Source organism: Acidihalobacter sp., assembly GCF_037381185.1.
GTDB lineage: Bacteria > Pseudomonadota > Gammaproteobacteria > DSM-5130 > Acidihalobacteraceae > Acidihalobacter_A.
Genome location: NZ_JARRQY010000077.1, coordinates 1 through 12,616 on the forward strand (window position 1 = coordinate 1; position 12,616 = coordinate 12,616).

12 protein-coding genes and 1 riboswitch are annotated in these 12,616 nt (G+C 66.8%); of the genes, 5 read left to right on the plus strand and 7 right to left on the minus strand.

The features are described 5' to 3' along the window. Positions 1 to 353: 353 nt before the first annotated feature. Positions 354 to 554 carry a phage integrase N-terminal SAM-like domain-containing protein gene (locus tag P8014_RS18915; protein WP_337818882.1) on the plus strand — a complete coding sequence of 67 codons (201 nt, stop codon included), beginning with the start codon at positions 354 to 356 and terminating at the stop codon, positions 552 to 554. Between the two features lie 217 nt (positions 555 to 771). On the opposite strand, the gene P8014_RS18920 is transcribed toward P8014_RS18915, so the two are convergent. Beyond that, positions 772 to 1,227: a hypothetical protein gene (locus P8014_RS18920; RefSeq protein WP_337818883.1), complete on the minus strand. Its 456-nt coding sequence runs from the start codon at positions 1,225 to 1,227 to the stop codon at positions 772 to 774. Between the two features lie 75 nt (positions 1,228 to 1,302). Between P8014_RS18920 and P8014_RS18925 the strand changes: the two genes are divergently transcribed. Further along, the gene (locus tag P8014_RS18925; RefSeq protein WP_337818884.1) at positions 1,303 to 5,652 is read left to right on the plus strand and encodes a DEAD/DEAH box helicase; all 4,350 of its coding nucleotides are present in this window, start codon (positions 1,303 to 1,305) and stop codon (positions 5,650 to 5,652) included. A gap of 173 nt (positions 5,653 to 5,825) precedes the next feature. On the opposite strand, the gene P8014_RS18930 is transcribed toward P8014_RS18925, so the two are convergent. Continuing rightward, a complete protein-coding gene (locus P8014_RS18930) occupies positions 5,826 to 6,758 on the minus strand; it encodes a LysR family transcriptional regulator (protein ID WP_337818885.1) in 933 nt (310 codons plus the stop codon). 91 nt (positions 6,759 to 6,849) lie between these two features. On the opposite strand from P8014_RS18930, the gene P8014_RS18935 reads away from it, so the two are divergent. Both P8014_RS18935 and P8014_RS18940 read left to right on the plus strand, forming a co-directional pair. After that, positions 6,850 to 8,028, plus strand: a complete 1,179-nt coding sequence (locus P8014_RS18935; RefSeq protein ID WP_337818886.1) for an MFS transporter — start codon at positions 6,850 to 6,852, stop codon at positions 8,026 to 8,028. A gap of 51 nt (positions 8,029 to 8,079) precedes the next feature. Beyond that, positions 8,080 to 8,478, plus strand: a complete 399-nt coding sequence (locus P8014_RS18940; RefSeq protein WP_337818887.1) for a nuclear transport factor 2 family protein — start codon at positions 8,080 to 8,082, stop codon at positions 8,476 to 8,478. Between the two features lie 119 nt (positions 8,479 to 8,597). Here P8014_RS18940 and P8014_RS18945 read toward each other — a convergent pair whose 3' ends face one another. Together P8014_RS18945 and P8014_RS18950 are read right to left on the minus strand one after the other, a co-directional pair. Further along, positions 8,598 to 9,155 carry a TMEM165/GDT1 family protein gene (locus P8014_RS18945; protein ID WP_337818893.1) on the minus strand — a complete coding sequence of 186 codons (558 nt, stop codon included), beginning with the start codon at positions 9,153 to 9,155 and terminating at the stop codon, positions 8,598 to 8,600. A 17-nt stretch (positions 9,156 to 9,172) separates the two neighbouring features. After that, a riboswitch (yybP-ykoY riboswitch) is annotated at positions 9,173 to 9,353 on the minus strand. A 97-nt stretch (positions 9,354 to 9,450) separates the two neighbouring features. Continuing rightward, complete coding sequence (locus P8014_RS18950) at positions 9,451 to 9,627, minus strand: hypothetical protein (RefSeq protein WP_337818888.1); 177 nt, start codon at positions 9,625 to 9,627, stop codon at positions 9,451 to 9,453. A 205-nt stretch (positions 9,628 to 9,832) separates the two neighbouring features. Between P8014_RS18950 and P8014_RS18955 the strand changes: the two genes are divergently transcribed. Continuing rightward, positions 9,833 to 10,942, plus strand: a complete 1,110-nt coding sequence (locus tag P8014_RS18955; protein WP_337818889.1) for a P1 family peptidase — start codon at positions 9,833 to 9,835, stop codon at positions 10,940 to 10,942. Between the two features lie 6 nt (positions 10,943 to 10,948). Here P8014_RS18955 and P8014_RS18960 read toward each other — a convergent pair whose 3' ends face one another. The 3 genes from P8014_RS18960 to P8014_RS18970 form a co-directional block, all read right to left on the minus strand. Further along, positions 10,949 to 11,569, minus strand: coding sequence for a LysE family translocator (locus tag P8014_RS18960; protein ID WP_337818890.1), 621 nt, complete (start codon positions 11,567 to 11,569; stop codon positions 10,949 to 10,951). A gap of 30 nt (positions 11,570 to 11,599) precedes the next feature. Beyond that, positions 11,600 to 12,061 carry an MOSC domain-containing protein gene (locus P8014_RS18965; protein ID WP_337818891.1) on the minus strand — a complete coding sequence of 154 codons (462 nt, stop codon included), beginning with the start codon at positions 12,059 to 12,061 and terminating at the stop codon, positions 11,600 to 11,602. A 34-nt stretch (positions 12,062 to 12,095) separates the two neighbouring features. Continuing rightward, positions 12,096 to 12,616: gamma-glutamyl-gamma-aminobutyrate hydrolase family protein (locus tag P8014_RS18970; protein ID WP_337818892.1), on the minus strand; the 521-nt coding region annotated here is incomplete at its 5' end.

The window sequence follows — 12,616 nt, forward strand, 5'->3', positions numbered from 1 at the left end:
GAAGGCGGTCAGTCCACACGGACGTTAATCGAGTCTGCATCGCCAGACCTCGCAACAGAAGGGGCAGTTCTGAAAAATCTGAAGCGCTGATTCTGCGCGTGTGCATGAACTCGTTATGCGCCGCGCTTAATTCGCGCTTCACTTCTATCAGATTTTGTGCGGTTTTTCTAGCCTAAGCAAATGAATCTGAAGCCTAAATGATCTCTGAATCCGGCGGAGCCTTCTATCTCGGCCAACTAACAATATACACCTGTAAAGGTGTATATTTCGGTGGTCCTTCGGTGTATAAATCTACCATTCTAGTTCTATCTATCTGTTTTTACTTGGTAGGATGAAAATAGAGGGCCTCACGTATGGATGCAAACACACCTCCACCGAAGTTCCTCGATCAAACCCGCGATCTGCTTCGCACAAAACATTACAGTATCCGCACCGAAACTCAATATCTTCAATGGATTAAGCGTTTCATCCTGTTCCATGGCAAGAAGCATCCCCGCGAGATGGGGGCGCCGGAAGTTGAGGCGTTTCTGACACACTTGGCTGCGCAGCGGTAAGTGGCTGCCTCGACGCAGAATCAGGCGCTATCGACCTTGTTGTTCTTGTATTGGGACGTGCTGAACATCGGTTTGTCTTGGCTTGACGACCTGATCCGCACCAAGCGCGTTTGATGTGGCCACCACGATGATATACATCCATGTGGTGTACAAGGGCGGACGGGGCGTGGTTAGTCCTTTGGATATGTAATTCGTACGTATTCGGCGCCGAGCGACGTTACGACAGCCTGGGGCAAGCGGAGGACTCGGTAACTCGCCGCAGTGTTATGGATGGAACGCAGAGCTGTTCGCGTCGACTGCGCGGGTGTGATGACACGAGCCTCGCTTGCGTTTGGTTGGTCAGCGTGACGTGAGTGGTGGCGTCCGCGCGGTCGATTACCAAACGGATTTCGCAGTATTCCTCCTGAGCCTCGACCGGCGTCGGATCGTCTGCACAGTTGCAGCCGGCGATGATGCCGGCGTAGAACACACCCACCGTGGCTTGAATGGTCTGCGGCGTTTCCTCTGCGCGTAGCAGCATTGCGCCGCGGATCTCGTCCAGCGCGTAGCTGCCGTGGCGCAGCCCGTCCTGCAGCGGGAGCTGCGAGGCGCCTAGGCGGCGGACTTCGTCGCACAAGGTATCGGCGAAGGTATCGGTACCCCAGGCAGCCAGGCTTGCGGACAGTTGCGGCATCTGTGTGTTTCTCCCGAAACAGCGTGCGAGGCGCCGTAGCGCTATTATCGGACAGGATAGCCAACGGTCGTTGCCATGTCTGAGGAGCTTCCCGCCAAACTGTTCCATCCTGCGGTCGCCGCCTGGTTCCGGCGTCGCTTCGGCGTGCCCACGCCGGCGCAGCTCGACGCCTGGCCGGCGATCGAGGCCGGGCGGCACACGCTGATCGCCGCGCCTACCGGGTCGGGCAAGACGCTGGCCGCCTTCCTGGCGGCGATCGACGCGCTGGTGCGCGAGGGCCTCGCCGGCGAACTGCCCGACGAGACCCGCGTGGTCTACGTCTCGCCGCTCAAGGCGCTGTCCAACGACATCCACCGCAACCTGGAAGTGCCGCTGGAGGGCATCCGCGAGCTGCTGGCCGAGCAGGACCTGCCGGACGTGGACATCCGCACCCTGGTGCGCAGCGGCGACACGCCGGCCGCCGAGCGTACGCGCATGTTCAAGCGTCCGCCGCATATCGTAGTCACCACGCCAGAGTCGCTATACGTCCTGCTCGGCTCGGTGTCCGGGCGACGGATGCTCGCCACCACGCGCTCGGTGATCGTCGACGAGATCCACGCGCTGGCGCCCAACAAGCGCGGCGTGCATCTGGCCGTGTCGCTGGAGCGTCTGCAGGCGCTGACCGGCCGTCCGCTGCAGCGCGTCGGCCTATCGGCCACGCAGAAGCCCATCGAGGACGTGGCGCGCTTCCTGGTCGGCGCCGGGCCCGACGGCGAGCGGGCCACCGACTGCGCCATCGTCGACAGCGGCCACAGCCGCGCGCGCGACCTGGCGCTGGAGGTGCCGGTCGCGCCGCTGGAAGCGGTGATGTCCAACGAGGTCTGGGAGCTGGTCTACGACCGTCTGGCCGAGCTGGTGCGCGAGCACCGCACCACGCTGGTGTTCGTCAACACGCGGCGGCTGGCCGAGCGCGTGACCCGGCATCTCGCCGAGCGTCTGGGCGAGGAGCACGTGGCGGCGCACCACGGCAGTCTGGCCAAGGAGAAACGTCTCGACGCCGAGCAACGCCTCAAAGGGGGCGAGCTGCGCGCGCTGGTGGCCACCGCCTCGCTGGAGCTGGGCATCGACATCGGCGAGGTGGACCTGGTGTGCCAGCTCGCTTCGCCGCGCTCCATCGCCGCCTTCCTGCAGCGCGTCGGGCGCTCCGGCCACGGCGTCGGCGGCACGCCTAAGGGGCGGCTGTTCCCGTTGTCGCGCGACGAACTGGTCGAATGTGCCGCGTTGCTCGACAGCGTGCGCCGCGGCGAGCTGGACCGTCTGATCATCCCCGAGCGTCCGCTGGACGTGCTGGCCCAGCAGATCGTCGCGGAGACGGCGGCGCGCGAGTGGGACGAGGAGGGGCTTTACGCGCTGCTGCGCCGCGCCTGGCCGTATCGCGCGCTCGCCCGCGAGGACTTCATGGGCATCGTGCGCATGCTCGCCGAGGGTTACACCACGCGCCGCGGACGCCACGGCGCGCTGCTGCACCACGACGCGGTCAACGGCCTGCTGCGCGGGCGGCGCAACGCCCGCCTCACCGCGCTGACCAGCGGCGGCACCATCCCGGACACCGCCGATTATCAGGTGCTGCTGGAGCCGGAGAACCATGTCGTCGGCACGGTGAACGAGGATTTCGCGGTCGAGAGCATGGCCGGTGACGTGTTCCAGCTCGGCAACAGCGCCTACCGCATCCTGCGCATCGAGCGCGGCACCGTGCGCGTGGAGGACGCGCAGGGGCTGACGCCTACCATTCCGTTCTGGCTGGGCGAGGCGCCGGGACGCAGCGACGAGCTGTCCGAGTCCGTGTCGCGCCTGCGCGCCGAGATCGCGCGGCGGCTGGACGACGCCCCGCAGGGCGGGGTCGCGCAGCGCTGGCTGCAGGAGGAGGTGGGGCTCGGCGAACCGGCCGCGCGCCAGCTGGTGGAGTACCTGGCGGCCGCCTATGCGGCGCTGGGCTGTCTGCCGACGCGCGACACCGTCGTGCTGGAGCGCTTCTTCGACGAAGCCGGCGGCATGCAGCTGGTGATCCATTCGCCCTACGGCAGCCGCGTCAACCGCGCCTGGGGCCTGACCCTGCGCAAGCGCTTCTGCCGCAAGTTCAACTTCGAGCTGCAGGCGGCGGCGACCGAGGACAACATCGTGCTGTCGCTGACCACCGCGCACAGTTTCCCGCTGGACGAGGTGGCGCGCTATCTCAGCTCGGCCACGGCGCGGCACCTGCTGATCCAGGCCCTGCTCGACGCGCCCATGTTCATCACGCGCTGGCGCTGGGTGGCGGGCGTTGCGCTGGCGCTGCCGCGTTTTCGCGGGGGCAGGAAGGTGCCGCCGCAGTTCATGCGCATGGATGCCGAGGATCTGGTCGCCGCGGTGTTCCCCGACCAGATCGCGTGCTTCGAGAACCTCGCCGGCGAGCGCGAGATCCCCGACCATCCGCTGGTCGAACAGACGCTCTACGACTGCCTGCACGAGGCCATGGACGTGGAGGGCTTCGAGGCGCTGCTGCGCGGCATCGAGTCGGGCGCGGTGCGTACCGTCGCCTGCGACCTGTCGGAACCGTCGCCGCTGGCGCTGGAGGTGCTGTCCGCGCGCCCCTACGCCTTTCTCGACGACGCGCCGCTGGAGGAGCGCCGCACGCAGGCGGTGATGGGCAGGCGCTGGATGGACCCGGAGAGCGCGGCCGAGCTCGGCCGTCTGGACCCGGAGGCCATCGAGCGCGTGCGCCGCGAGGTGTGGCCCGAAGCGGTCAACGCCGACGAGCTGCACGACGCGCTGGTGCTGCTGGGCTTTCTGACCGAAGCTGAAGCGCAGGCCGGCGGCGTGCACTGGAAGGACTGGTTGGCCGCCCTGGGCAAGGCCGGGCGGGTCGCCCGGCTGCACGGTGAGGGCGAACCGCTGTGGATAGCCGCCGAGCGGATCGACCAGTTCCGCACCTTGTTCCCGCACGCCGCCATGGAACCCGCCATCGTCGCTCCGCCGGGCTACGCCGAGCCGCAGGCGACGGCGGAGGAGGCGCTGGTCGAGGTGCTGCGCGGGCGCCTGGAGGGCCTCGGCCCGGTGACCGCGGCCGAACTGGGCGCGCCCCTGGCGCTGCCGGGTTCGGCGATCGCTGCGGCACTGGCTGCGTTGGAGGCCGAGGGTTTCGCCATGCGCGGGCGCTATACGCCCGATGCCCCCAACGAGGAATGGTGCGAACGGCGCCTGCTGGCGCGCATTCACCGCTACACGGTCAAGCGCCTGCGCGCCGAGATCGAACCGGTGGCCGCGCGCGACTTCCTGAGCTTTCTGTTCGAGTGGCAGCACGTGGCGCCGGATGCACGCCTGGAGGGGCCCGACGCGGTGGCCGTCGTGGCGGGGCAGCTCGAAGGCTTCGAGGCGGCGGCGGGCGCTTGGGAAAGCGAGCTTCTGCCGGCGCGCATCGCCGACTACGATCCCGTCTGGCTGGACGAGCAATGTCTGGCCGGGCGTGTCGCCTGGGCTCGGCTGACGCCGCGCGCGGCCGGCGAACGCGGTTCGCGTGGCGCGGGTCCGGTGCGCACCACGCCGATCGCCCTGATGCTGCGCCGCAGTGCGCGGCTGTGGGGGCGCTTCGCCGCCGCGCCCTCCGAGGAAAACCTGAGCGCCGCTGCGCGGGCGGTCGCCGCGAGCATCCGCGAGCACGGCGCCTCGTTCTTCGACGAACTGCTGGACGGCAGCGGCCTGCTGCGCGCGCAGGTCGAAGAGGCGCTGGCCGAGCTGGTGGCGACCGGCCTGGTGAATTCCGACAGCTTTGCCGGCCTGCGTGCGCTGCTGCTGCCGGCCGACCGCCGCCGACCACGGCCCGGCTGGCGGCGCCCGCGCGTGGCGGGATTCGGCATGGATGCGGCCGGGCGCTGGGCGCTGGCGCGGCGCCCGCCATCGGACGCCGCGAGGCAGGGCGACGGCGAGGCGGTCGAGCACATCGCCCGCACGCTGTTGCGCCGCTACGGCGTGGTGTTCTGGCGGATGCTGGAGCGCGAGGCCGGCTGGCTGCCGCCGTGGCGCGATCTGCTGCGATGCTACCGCCGCCTGGAGGCGCGCGGCGAGATCCGCGGTGGGCGTTTCGTGGCCGGTTTCTCCGGCGAGCAGTTCGCCCTGCCGGAAGCCATCGGCCCGCTGCGCGAGGCGCGCCGCCGGGTCGCTGCCGGCGATGCCTCGCAGGGCTGGATCTCGCTGTCGGCCGCCGATCCGCTCAACCTGGTCGGCGTGCTCACGCCCGGCGGGCGGCTGCCTGCGCTGACCGGCAATCGCGTGCTGTACCGCGACGGCCTGCCGGTGGCGGTGCTGGCCGCCGGCAAGGTCCAGTTCCTCGAGAGCCTGGAGCCGGCCGAGGAATGGGCGGCGCGCAATGCGCTGCTGCGGCGATCGGCCCCTTCGACAAATGTGGTGTAGGGCGGTTGTCGGCGCCGCGTCCTGCCGCCTCAGTGCATTGACGCTCGTTTCGGGACGTGGGTGTTTCCGATTTTTGAGCGACGCATGGACAGACCGACCATAACTCCCGCGAAGGCGGGCAGATGAAGTCGTCGGCGCTTCTTCATCTGAGACGCAGAGCGTATCCGTGCGGACTACTCGTCGTATGCTCGCGCGTCTTCGCTTTGGCTCGCCTCGACCAGTCGATTGCGCAGCCAGACGTGCGCGGGGTCGGCATGGCTGCGCGGATGCCATGCCGCGTACAGGCTGAAGCCGCGGGCCGCGAAGGGCAGCTCGAATATGTCGATGCGATCCGCGAAGCGGCGGGCCAGACGCTCCGGCACGGTCGAGACGAAGTCGGTCGCCTCGACGACCATGGGCGCGAGAATGAACTGGTGCACCGACAGGACGACGCTACGCCGGTAGCCCAACTCCGCGAGCTGCTCGTCGATGAAGCCGTGCAGGCTGCCCCCGCTGGTCGAGACGAGCACGTGCTCCAGTGCGCAGTAGCCGTCCAGGTCGACGGCGACCGTGCCGCGCGGATGTCCCTTGCGTTGGATCATCACGAAGCGTTCGTCGATCAGCTTGCGCGCCTTCATCGTGGGCGGAACCATTCGCTCCGAACCGATCAGAAGATCCAGGTCGCCGCGTTCGAGTTGCGCGCCGATCGCGTCCGTACGCACGTTCTGGAAGCTGATGCGAATGCCTCGGCCCGCTACGGCGCGCAGGCGTTCGATGAGCGTGAGCCCGAAAACGACGGTCGCATAGTCGCTGGCGGAGATCGCGAAGCTGCGCTCGTCGGTCAGCGGGTCGAAGGTGGAGGGGCGCCTGACCGCCGCTTCGAGGTCCTTGAGCGCGGCATGCAGCGGGGTTTTCAGTTCCAGCGCGCGGACGGTCGGCAGCATCCCGCGGCCGGTTTCCGAGGGCACTAGAAGCGGATCGTCGAACAGGTCGCGTAGGCGGGCGAGCTGTGCCGACAGCGCGGGCTGACTGATGCCTAGGCGCGCGGCGGCGTGCGTGACGTTTGCTTCCTCGATCAGTACGTCGAGCGAGGCCAGCAGGTTGAGGTCGATGTTCTTGTCATCCATATTGATTATATGTCGAATACTGACAATCGATTTCAATTATGACGAGGACGCCCGTATTTTACACCCGTCAAATGTTTCTCCCGAGGGTGTCATGTCGGACCGGTCCAGGAATTTCTCACTGCATGTTCTCAGCCTTGCCTATTTCTGCATGGGCACGGCCTCTCTCGCCGTTGTCGGAACGCTGCCGCGGATCGCGGCGTCGCTGGATCTCGGCGAAGGCTGCGTTGCCTTCCTGGTGTCGGCGTTCGCGGTGACCTTTGCCGCCAGCGCGCCAACGCTGCAGATGCTGGTCGGACACTGGTCGCGCAAGCGGCTGGTTCTCCTGGGTTTGGCCTTGCTGGCTGCGGGGACGCTCGGGTCGGCGCTCGTTTCAAGCTATCCGCTGCTGTTGGCGATGCGCGTCATCGCGGCCATCGGCGCTGCGGCGCTCGGCCCGGGCGCTTCCGCGCTGGGGGCGAGTCTCGTCACCACGGAGCAGCGCGGCCATGCCCTGGCCGTGGTATTCAGCGGCATGACCATCGCCACCGTCGTGGGCGTGCCGCTATCGACCTGGCTGGGAGCCGCCATCGGCTGGCGGCCGACGTTCGTCCTGATCGGCCTGGCGACGCTGGCGGCCGCCGGGCTAATCGCCGTCTTCGTCGAAGACGGCGGTCCAGGCCAGCGCGTGAACGCCCGCGACTTGTTTGCAACGCTCGTCCGCCCCGTCACGGCTTCGGGGATCGTCGTGATGGTGCTGGAAATGGCTGGCGTGTTCGCCAGCTACACGATGATCGTGCCGATGTTGCGCGATCGCTTCCTGGTCGGTGCCGAGGCCGTGTCCGCCGCGCTGATGGTCTACGGCCTGGCCGGTATTCTGGGGAATCTTCTGGTGCGCAGGCTTGCGCGCCTGTGGTCCGCAGACCGCGCCGTGGCCGTGGCGCTCCTGGGGCTGATGAGCGTGTTCTTCGCGCTCCGCTTCGCCCCGCCGCAGTTCCCGTTCGCGCTGGCGATTCTCGTGTTCTGGGCCATCGGCAGCGATGTATTCATGCCTTCGCAGCAGCGCCGGATGTTGGAGCTGGCGCCGCAGGCCGGCGGTCTCGCGCTTGCGCTCAACGCGTCGGCGATCTACGTCGGCATGGCCGCGGGTTCATTCGCCGCCGGCAGCCTCGCACCCGTCGTCGGCCTCGGCGGTCTACCCCTGGTTTCCTTGACTCTGCTCGGCGCGAGTTTCGCCGCGCTTTGGATGTCGCGCCACGTGGCGCGGCGCAAGCATCTCGGCGCCGTCTGCTAGCGGCCCTTCGAATCTAGCCATAAGCCTTTCGAACAAGGAGAGAAAACAACCATGTCCAATCAAAGCGAAATTCCGCTCAGCGAACGCAACAAGATGCTTGTCGCCGATTTCTACGCCAAGGTCTGGAACGCCTACGACGTAACCGCGCTGAAGGACTTCGTTGCCGAGGACTATGTCCAGCACAACCCGCATGTGGCCAACGGCCGTGCCCCGCTCGAGGCCTTTCTGGGGCCGATGTTCGAAAACCTGCCGGAAGGGCGCTTTACCGTCGCCCGTCTGGTGGCTGAGGGCGATCTGGTGGTGGCCCACACGCTGTTTCAGGCGACGGCCGAGGATAGCGGCACTGCGGTGGTCGATATCTACCGTGTCGTTGACGGCCGGCTCGTCGAGCATTGGGACGTGAAGGAAGAAGTGCCGGAGACGACCGCGAACGGCAATCCCATGGTCTAAATTGGTCGCCTCGATGGCTCCGTCCTTGTCGTGGCAAGGACGGAGCCACGGTTGGAAACCGCTCGTGGTTTTCGGCAGGATACGCCGGCAGGCGTGGCTCTGAAATGCAGGCGCGCCGTTTACAGCAACTCGCGCAGTCCCAATATCACGAACAGACAGGCGGCTACGATACGGATCGGCGTCACGGGTATCCGGTTGGCCGCAGAGTGGCCGAGCAGCACGGCGGGCACGTTGGCGATCAGCATGCCGAGGGTGGTGCCGGCCACGACCGGGCCGAGCATTTCGAATCTGGCGGCCAGGGCGATGGTCGCAATCTGGGTCTTGTCGCCGATTTCGGCGAGGAAGAAGCCGACGAAGGTGGCGGCCAGTGCACCGTATGCGGCCAGCGGGGTGGACGAATCGTCTTCGTCCAGTTTGTCCGGGATGAGTATCCAAGCCGCGCCGGCCAGGAAGGAAACGCCCAGGACCCAGCGCAGCACCTCCGGCGTCAACAGAGAGCCAAGCCACTCCCCCAGCCAGGCGGCCACGGCGTGGTTCGCAAGGGTGGCGAGCAGTATGCCTAGGATGATAGGGAGCGGCTTTTTGAAACGGGACGCCAGGACGATGGCGAGGAGCTGGGTTTTGTCGCCGAACTCGGCGGTCGCGACCACTCCGGTGGAGACCAGAAACGGGTGCAGTAAACCTGACATGGGGTATCCGATCGGGCTGGGCTCAAGGACCATTGACACGCTGCGCGCCCAGCCCGTGCTGGGAGCAGCATGCCAAAGGTCTCGCCAAACCAATCGGTCGTGCGCGCCACGGCCGGAAACCGGCCAAGTCTGTTGACGCGTACCCCTCTCGAGACGGAGGGCGGCTACTCCCCTTTAGACGTGGCGCAGGATATAGAAACTCGGGGGCGTGAGTCAAAAGCGACACCGTTCCGGCTTTCGGCAGGAGGGAGATTATTCGCCAATTTCGAATTGACGACCTTTTCTATGGCGAGGGAGCGTCGTCTGTTCGGGCGCCGGGGGCGGGCTTCGCATGCGATTCGGATCGAGCATCGCATTTGGCTTTTTTGCAGCCGCCGCAGTATTTGAGCAGGACGATGAAAACGCCCATGCCGATGCTCCATGCTAGCAGGGTCAATCCAGCCAAGACCGGTTCCGACATGACAATCTCCCCCGAGAGCGGCGCCCCAACTCTAGATATAGACGGCTATCCGATATTTGCCAGGTAAGGCCTGGCTGGGCGTTGCACAGTGCTCGCTTTTGATCCAGGCGGGCTAGGCGCCGCTGAGGCGCTTTGCCATTGCAGTCGTGATATGAACGTGCCCTCTGGCTAGAATGGCGCTTTCTCCCAACGATGATGCAAGCCGATGGCCGATCAGTCGACCGAGTTCCCCCCGAGTTCACACGCCGCCGACGGCCGGCCGCGCGCCCGTGGCCTGGGTCTGCCGATGCCTGGAACGCCCGGGCCACTCAACGCCATCACGGACGTTCCCGGCATCGCCGTCGGCTATACCACGCTTGCAGAGGGTACGGAGTCGGTACGCACGGGTGTCACCGCGATCCTGCCGCGTGCGTCGGACGATCTGCTGCACCCGGTCTGGGCGGGGACGTTCTCGATGAACGGCAACGGCGAGATGACCGGCACGCACTGGATTCGCGAGGCGGGTTGGTTCACCGGGCCGATCACCATCACCAACACCTTGTCGGTCGGCCTCGCACACCACGCCACGGCGCGCTGGATGGCCGAGCGGTTCCCGGCGGCGGTCGGCGAAGACGTCTGGATTCTGCCGGTGGCGGCGGAGACCTACGACGGCTATCTCAACGACATCGCGGGCTTCCACGTCACCGAGGCGCACGTGCGCACGGCGATCGACGGGGCGCAGGGAGGGGCGCTCGCCGAAGGTTCGGTCGGCGGCGGCACCGGCATGATCGCCTACGAGTTCAAGGGCGGAACGGGCACCGCCTCGCGCCGCTTTTCGACGGGCGCCGGGCAGTACACGCTGGGCGCGCTGGTGCAGGCGAACCACGGCCTGCGTCCGTGGCTGAACGTCTGCGGTGTGCCGGTGGGCAGGGAGATGCCGGGTGCACCGATCTGGAACGCCGAGCGCGGTTCGATCATCGTCGTGCTGGCCACCGATGCGCCGTTGTTACCGAATCAACTCGAACGCCTGGCGCGCCGGGCGGCCATCGGCATCGGCCGCGGCGGCACGCCCTCGGGCAACAATTCCGGCGATATCTTCATCGCCTTCACCACCGCAAACGATCCCGGTCCGCTGCCGGAGCCGCCGCGGCTGAGTTTCGAGGCGCTGGGCAGCGACGAACTCGACGCCCTGTTCATGGCCGCGGTGGAAAGCGTCGAGGAGGCGGTGATCAACGCCATGCTCGCGGCGGATACGATGGTCGGGCGCAGGGGACGCCGCGTCGAGGCGTTGGACCACCGGCGGCTGATGGCGCTGTTCGAATCGAGCGCTGGTTAGCCGGCGTCAGCGGTTGCCGGTCGCCAGCTTGACGCCGAAGCCGATCAGCGCCACGCCGGCCAAGCGCGTAGCGAGCTTGCGGGCGAAGGGCAGGGTCTTGAGTCGTTTGGCGACGGAGTTGCCCAGCAGCACCAGCCCCGCTTGGTACAGGAGGCTGATGAGCGTGACATGCACCATCATGGCGATCAGCGTCGCGTGCGAAGCGCCGGGGCTGAGGAACAGCGGGAAGAAGGCGACGAAGAACAGCATGACCTTGGGGTTGGTGAGACTCACCGCCAGCGCCTGGCGGAAATACACCCATCCGGATTTCTGCGGCTCGTCCCAGGCGGGCACGTCGTGCACCGGCCGGCCCAGCAGCTGAAAGCCCATCCACATCAGATAGCCGGCGCCGAACCACTGCATCGCGCGGAACAGCTCCGGATTGGCGTTCATCACCGCGGCGAGGCCGGCGACGGCGGCAAGCATGTAGACCAGATCGCCGCACAGCGTGCCGAGTACCGCGCCCAGACCCGCACCGATGCCGTTGCGGGCGGTGGCGTTGAGGATGGCGATGGTGCCGGCGCCGGGGATGAGCTGGAACACGAGGATGGCGGCGAGAAAGCTGCCGTAGTTCTGGATGTCGAACATGTCTGATCTCCGCGAATGGCACGCTACGTATCAGGCATTCTCGCGCAGATCGAAACGCATGCCCACTGCCAGAATGCCGTCCGAGAGCACGTCGGCGCGCAGGCCGCCGCGGCCCACCCACGCTTTCACCACGTCCTTCTTGGCAAGGTCCTGGTTGGAGAGCAGCTCGCCCAGGATGGCGCAGGGCTCGCACAGTTCGATGCCGCGGAAGCGCACGCCGCCAACGCTGAATTCCCTCCCCAGCAGATCGTTCAGGCGCACGCCTTCGGTGACCACGTTGCGCCGGGTCGCGTGTTCGGCAATGGCCTGCCCGTAGGCGCCGTTATACCTGGCGATTTCCTCGGCTTCGACGAAGGTGATGTTCTGGCCCGGCCATTTCGATTTGTCGAAGTTACGGTCGCCGACGATGCCGCGGTTGGCAATCAGGCGTATTTCTGGCACAGCCTGTTGTTCCCCTCGGCGTTGCTTGGCGACATAGAGGGACTTGATCATGCTTATCGTGTCTCCTTCCGAACTGGCATTGGCTTCATTCGGCGCAGGCCGCCGCAAAAGCGTTGATCAGCGGGGCTGACTCGCCGCGCAGCGCGGCCCGTTCGGGCTGGAACAGGGTGGCGACGAAGAACGGATGCTTATCCAGCTCCACCGCGCGCACCTCGCCGTCGTCGGCGTCGGTGGCCGCCAGGCGCAAGGGGCCGCGCAGCAGTTCGTCGCGAAACGCCTCGTTCACGCCGAAGCTGCAGCGGTAGCCCTCGGTGGCCTGCGCTCCGGCGTAGATCGTCGCGAGGCGACTGCCGGGAACGAGGTCGACCGTGCCGGTGGCGTCGACCAGCGCGCAGGCCAGCGGCGCGATGACCGCGCGCGCGGCTTCGGGCGATGTTTCGGCATGGTTCGCATCAATCCAGCCGAGCACGTTGCGGGCATATTCGATAATGGCATGCTGGCAGCCGCCGCAGGTGCCCAGATACGGGATGCCGCTTTCGCGCGCATGCCGGATGGCGAGCAGCACGCCATCCATGTTGCGGTAGGGGCTGGCCGGGATGCCCCACA

What these genes read in the sequence shown, in the direction of transcription:
- P8014_RS18915 (WP_337818882.1), top strand. Translation starts at nt 354, where the DNA reads ATGGATGCAAACACACCTCCACCGAAGTTCCTCGATCAAACCCGCGAT.
- P8014_RS18920 (WP_337818883.1), bottom strand. Translation starts at nt 1,227, where the DNA reads ATGCCGCAACTGTCCGCAAGCCTGGCTGCCTGGGGTACCGATACCTTC.
- P8014_RS18925 (WP_337818884.1), top strand. Translation starts at nt 1,303, where the DNA reads ATGTCTGAGGAGCTTCCCGCCAAACTGTTCCATCCTGCGGTCGCCGCC.
- P8014_RS18930 (WP_337818885.1), bottom strand. Translation starts at nt 6,758, where the DNA reads ATGGATGACAAGAACATCGACCTCAACCTGCTGGCCTCGCTCGACGTA.
- P8014_RS18935 (WP_337818886.1), top strand. Translation starts at nt 6,850, where the DNA reads ATGTCGGACCGGTCCAGGAATTTCTCACTGCATGTTCTCAGCCTTGCC.
- P8014_RS18940 (WP_337818887.1), top strand. Translation starts at nt 8,080, where the DNA reads ATGTCCAATCAAAGCGAAATTCCGCTCAGCGAACGCAACAAGATGCTT.
- P8014_RS18950 (WP_337818888.1), bottom strand. Translation starts at nt 9,627, where the DNA reads ATGTCGGAACCGGTCTTGGCTGGATTGACCCTGCTAGCATGGAGCATC.
- P8014_RS18955 (WP_337818889.1), top strand. Translation starts at nt 9,833, where the DNA reads ATGGCCGATCAGTCGACCGAGTTCCCCCCGAGTTCACACGCCGCCGAC.
- P8014_RS18960 (WP_337818890.1), bottom strand. Translation starts at nt 11,569, where the DNA reads ATGTTCGACATCCAGAACTACGGCAGCTTTCTCGCCGCCATCCTCGTG.
- P8014_RS18965 (WP_337818891.1), bottom strand. Translation starts at nt 12,061, where the DNA reads ATGATCAAGTCCCTCTATGTCGCCAAGCAACGCCGAGGGGAACAACAG.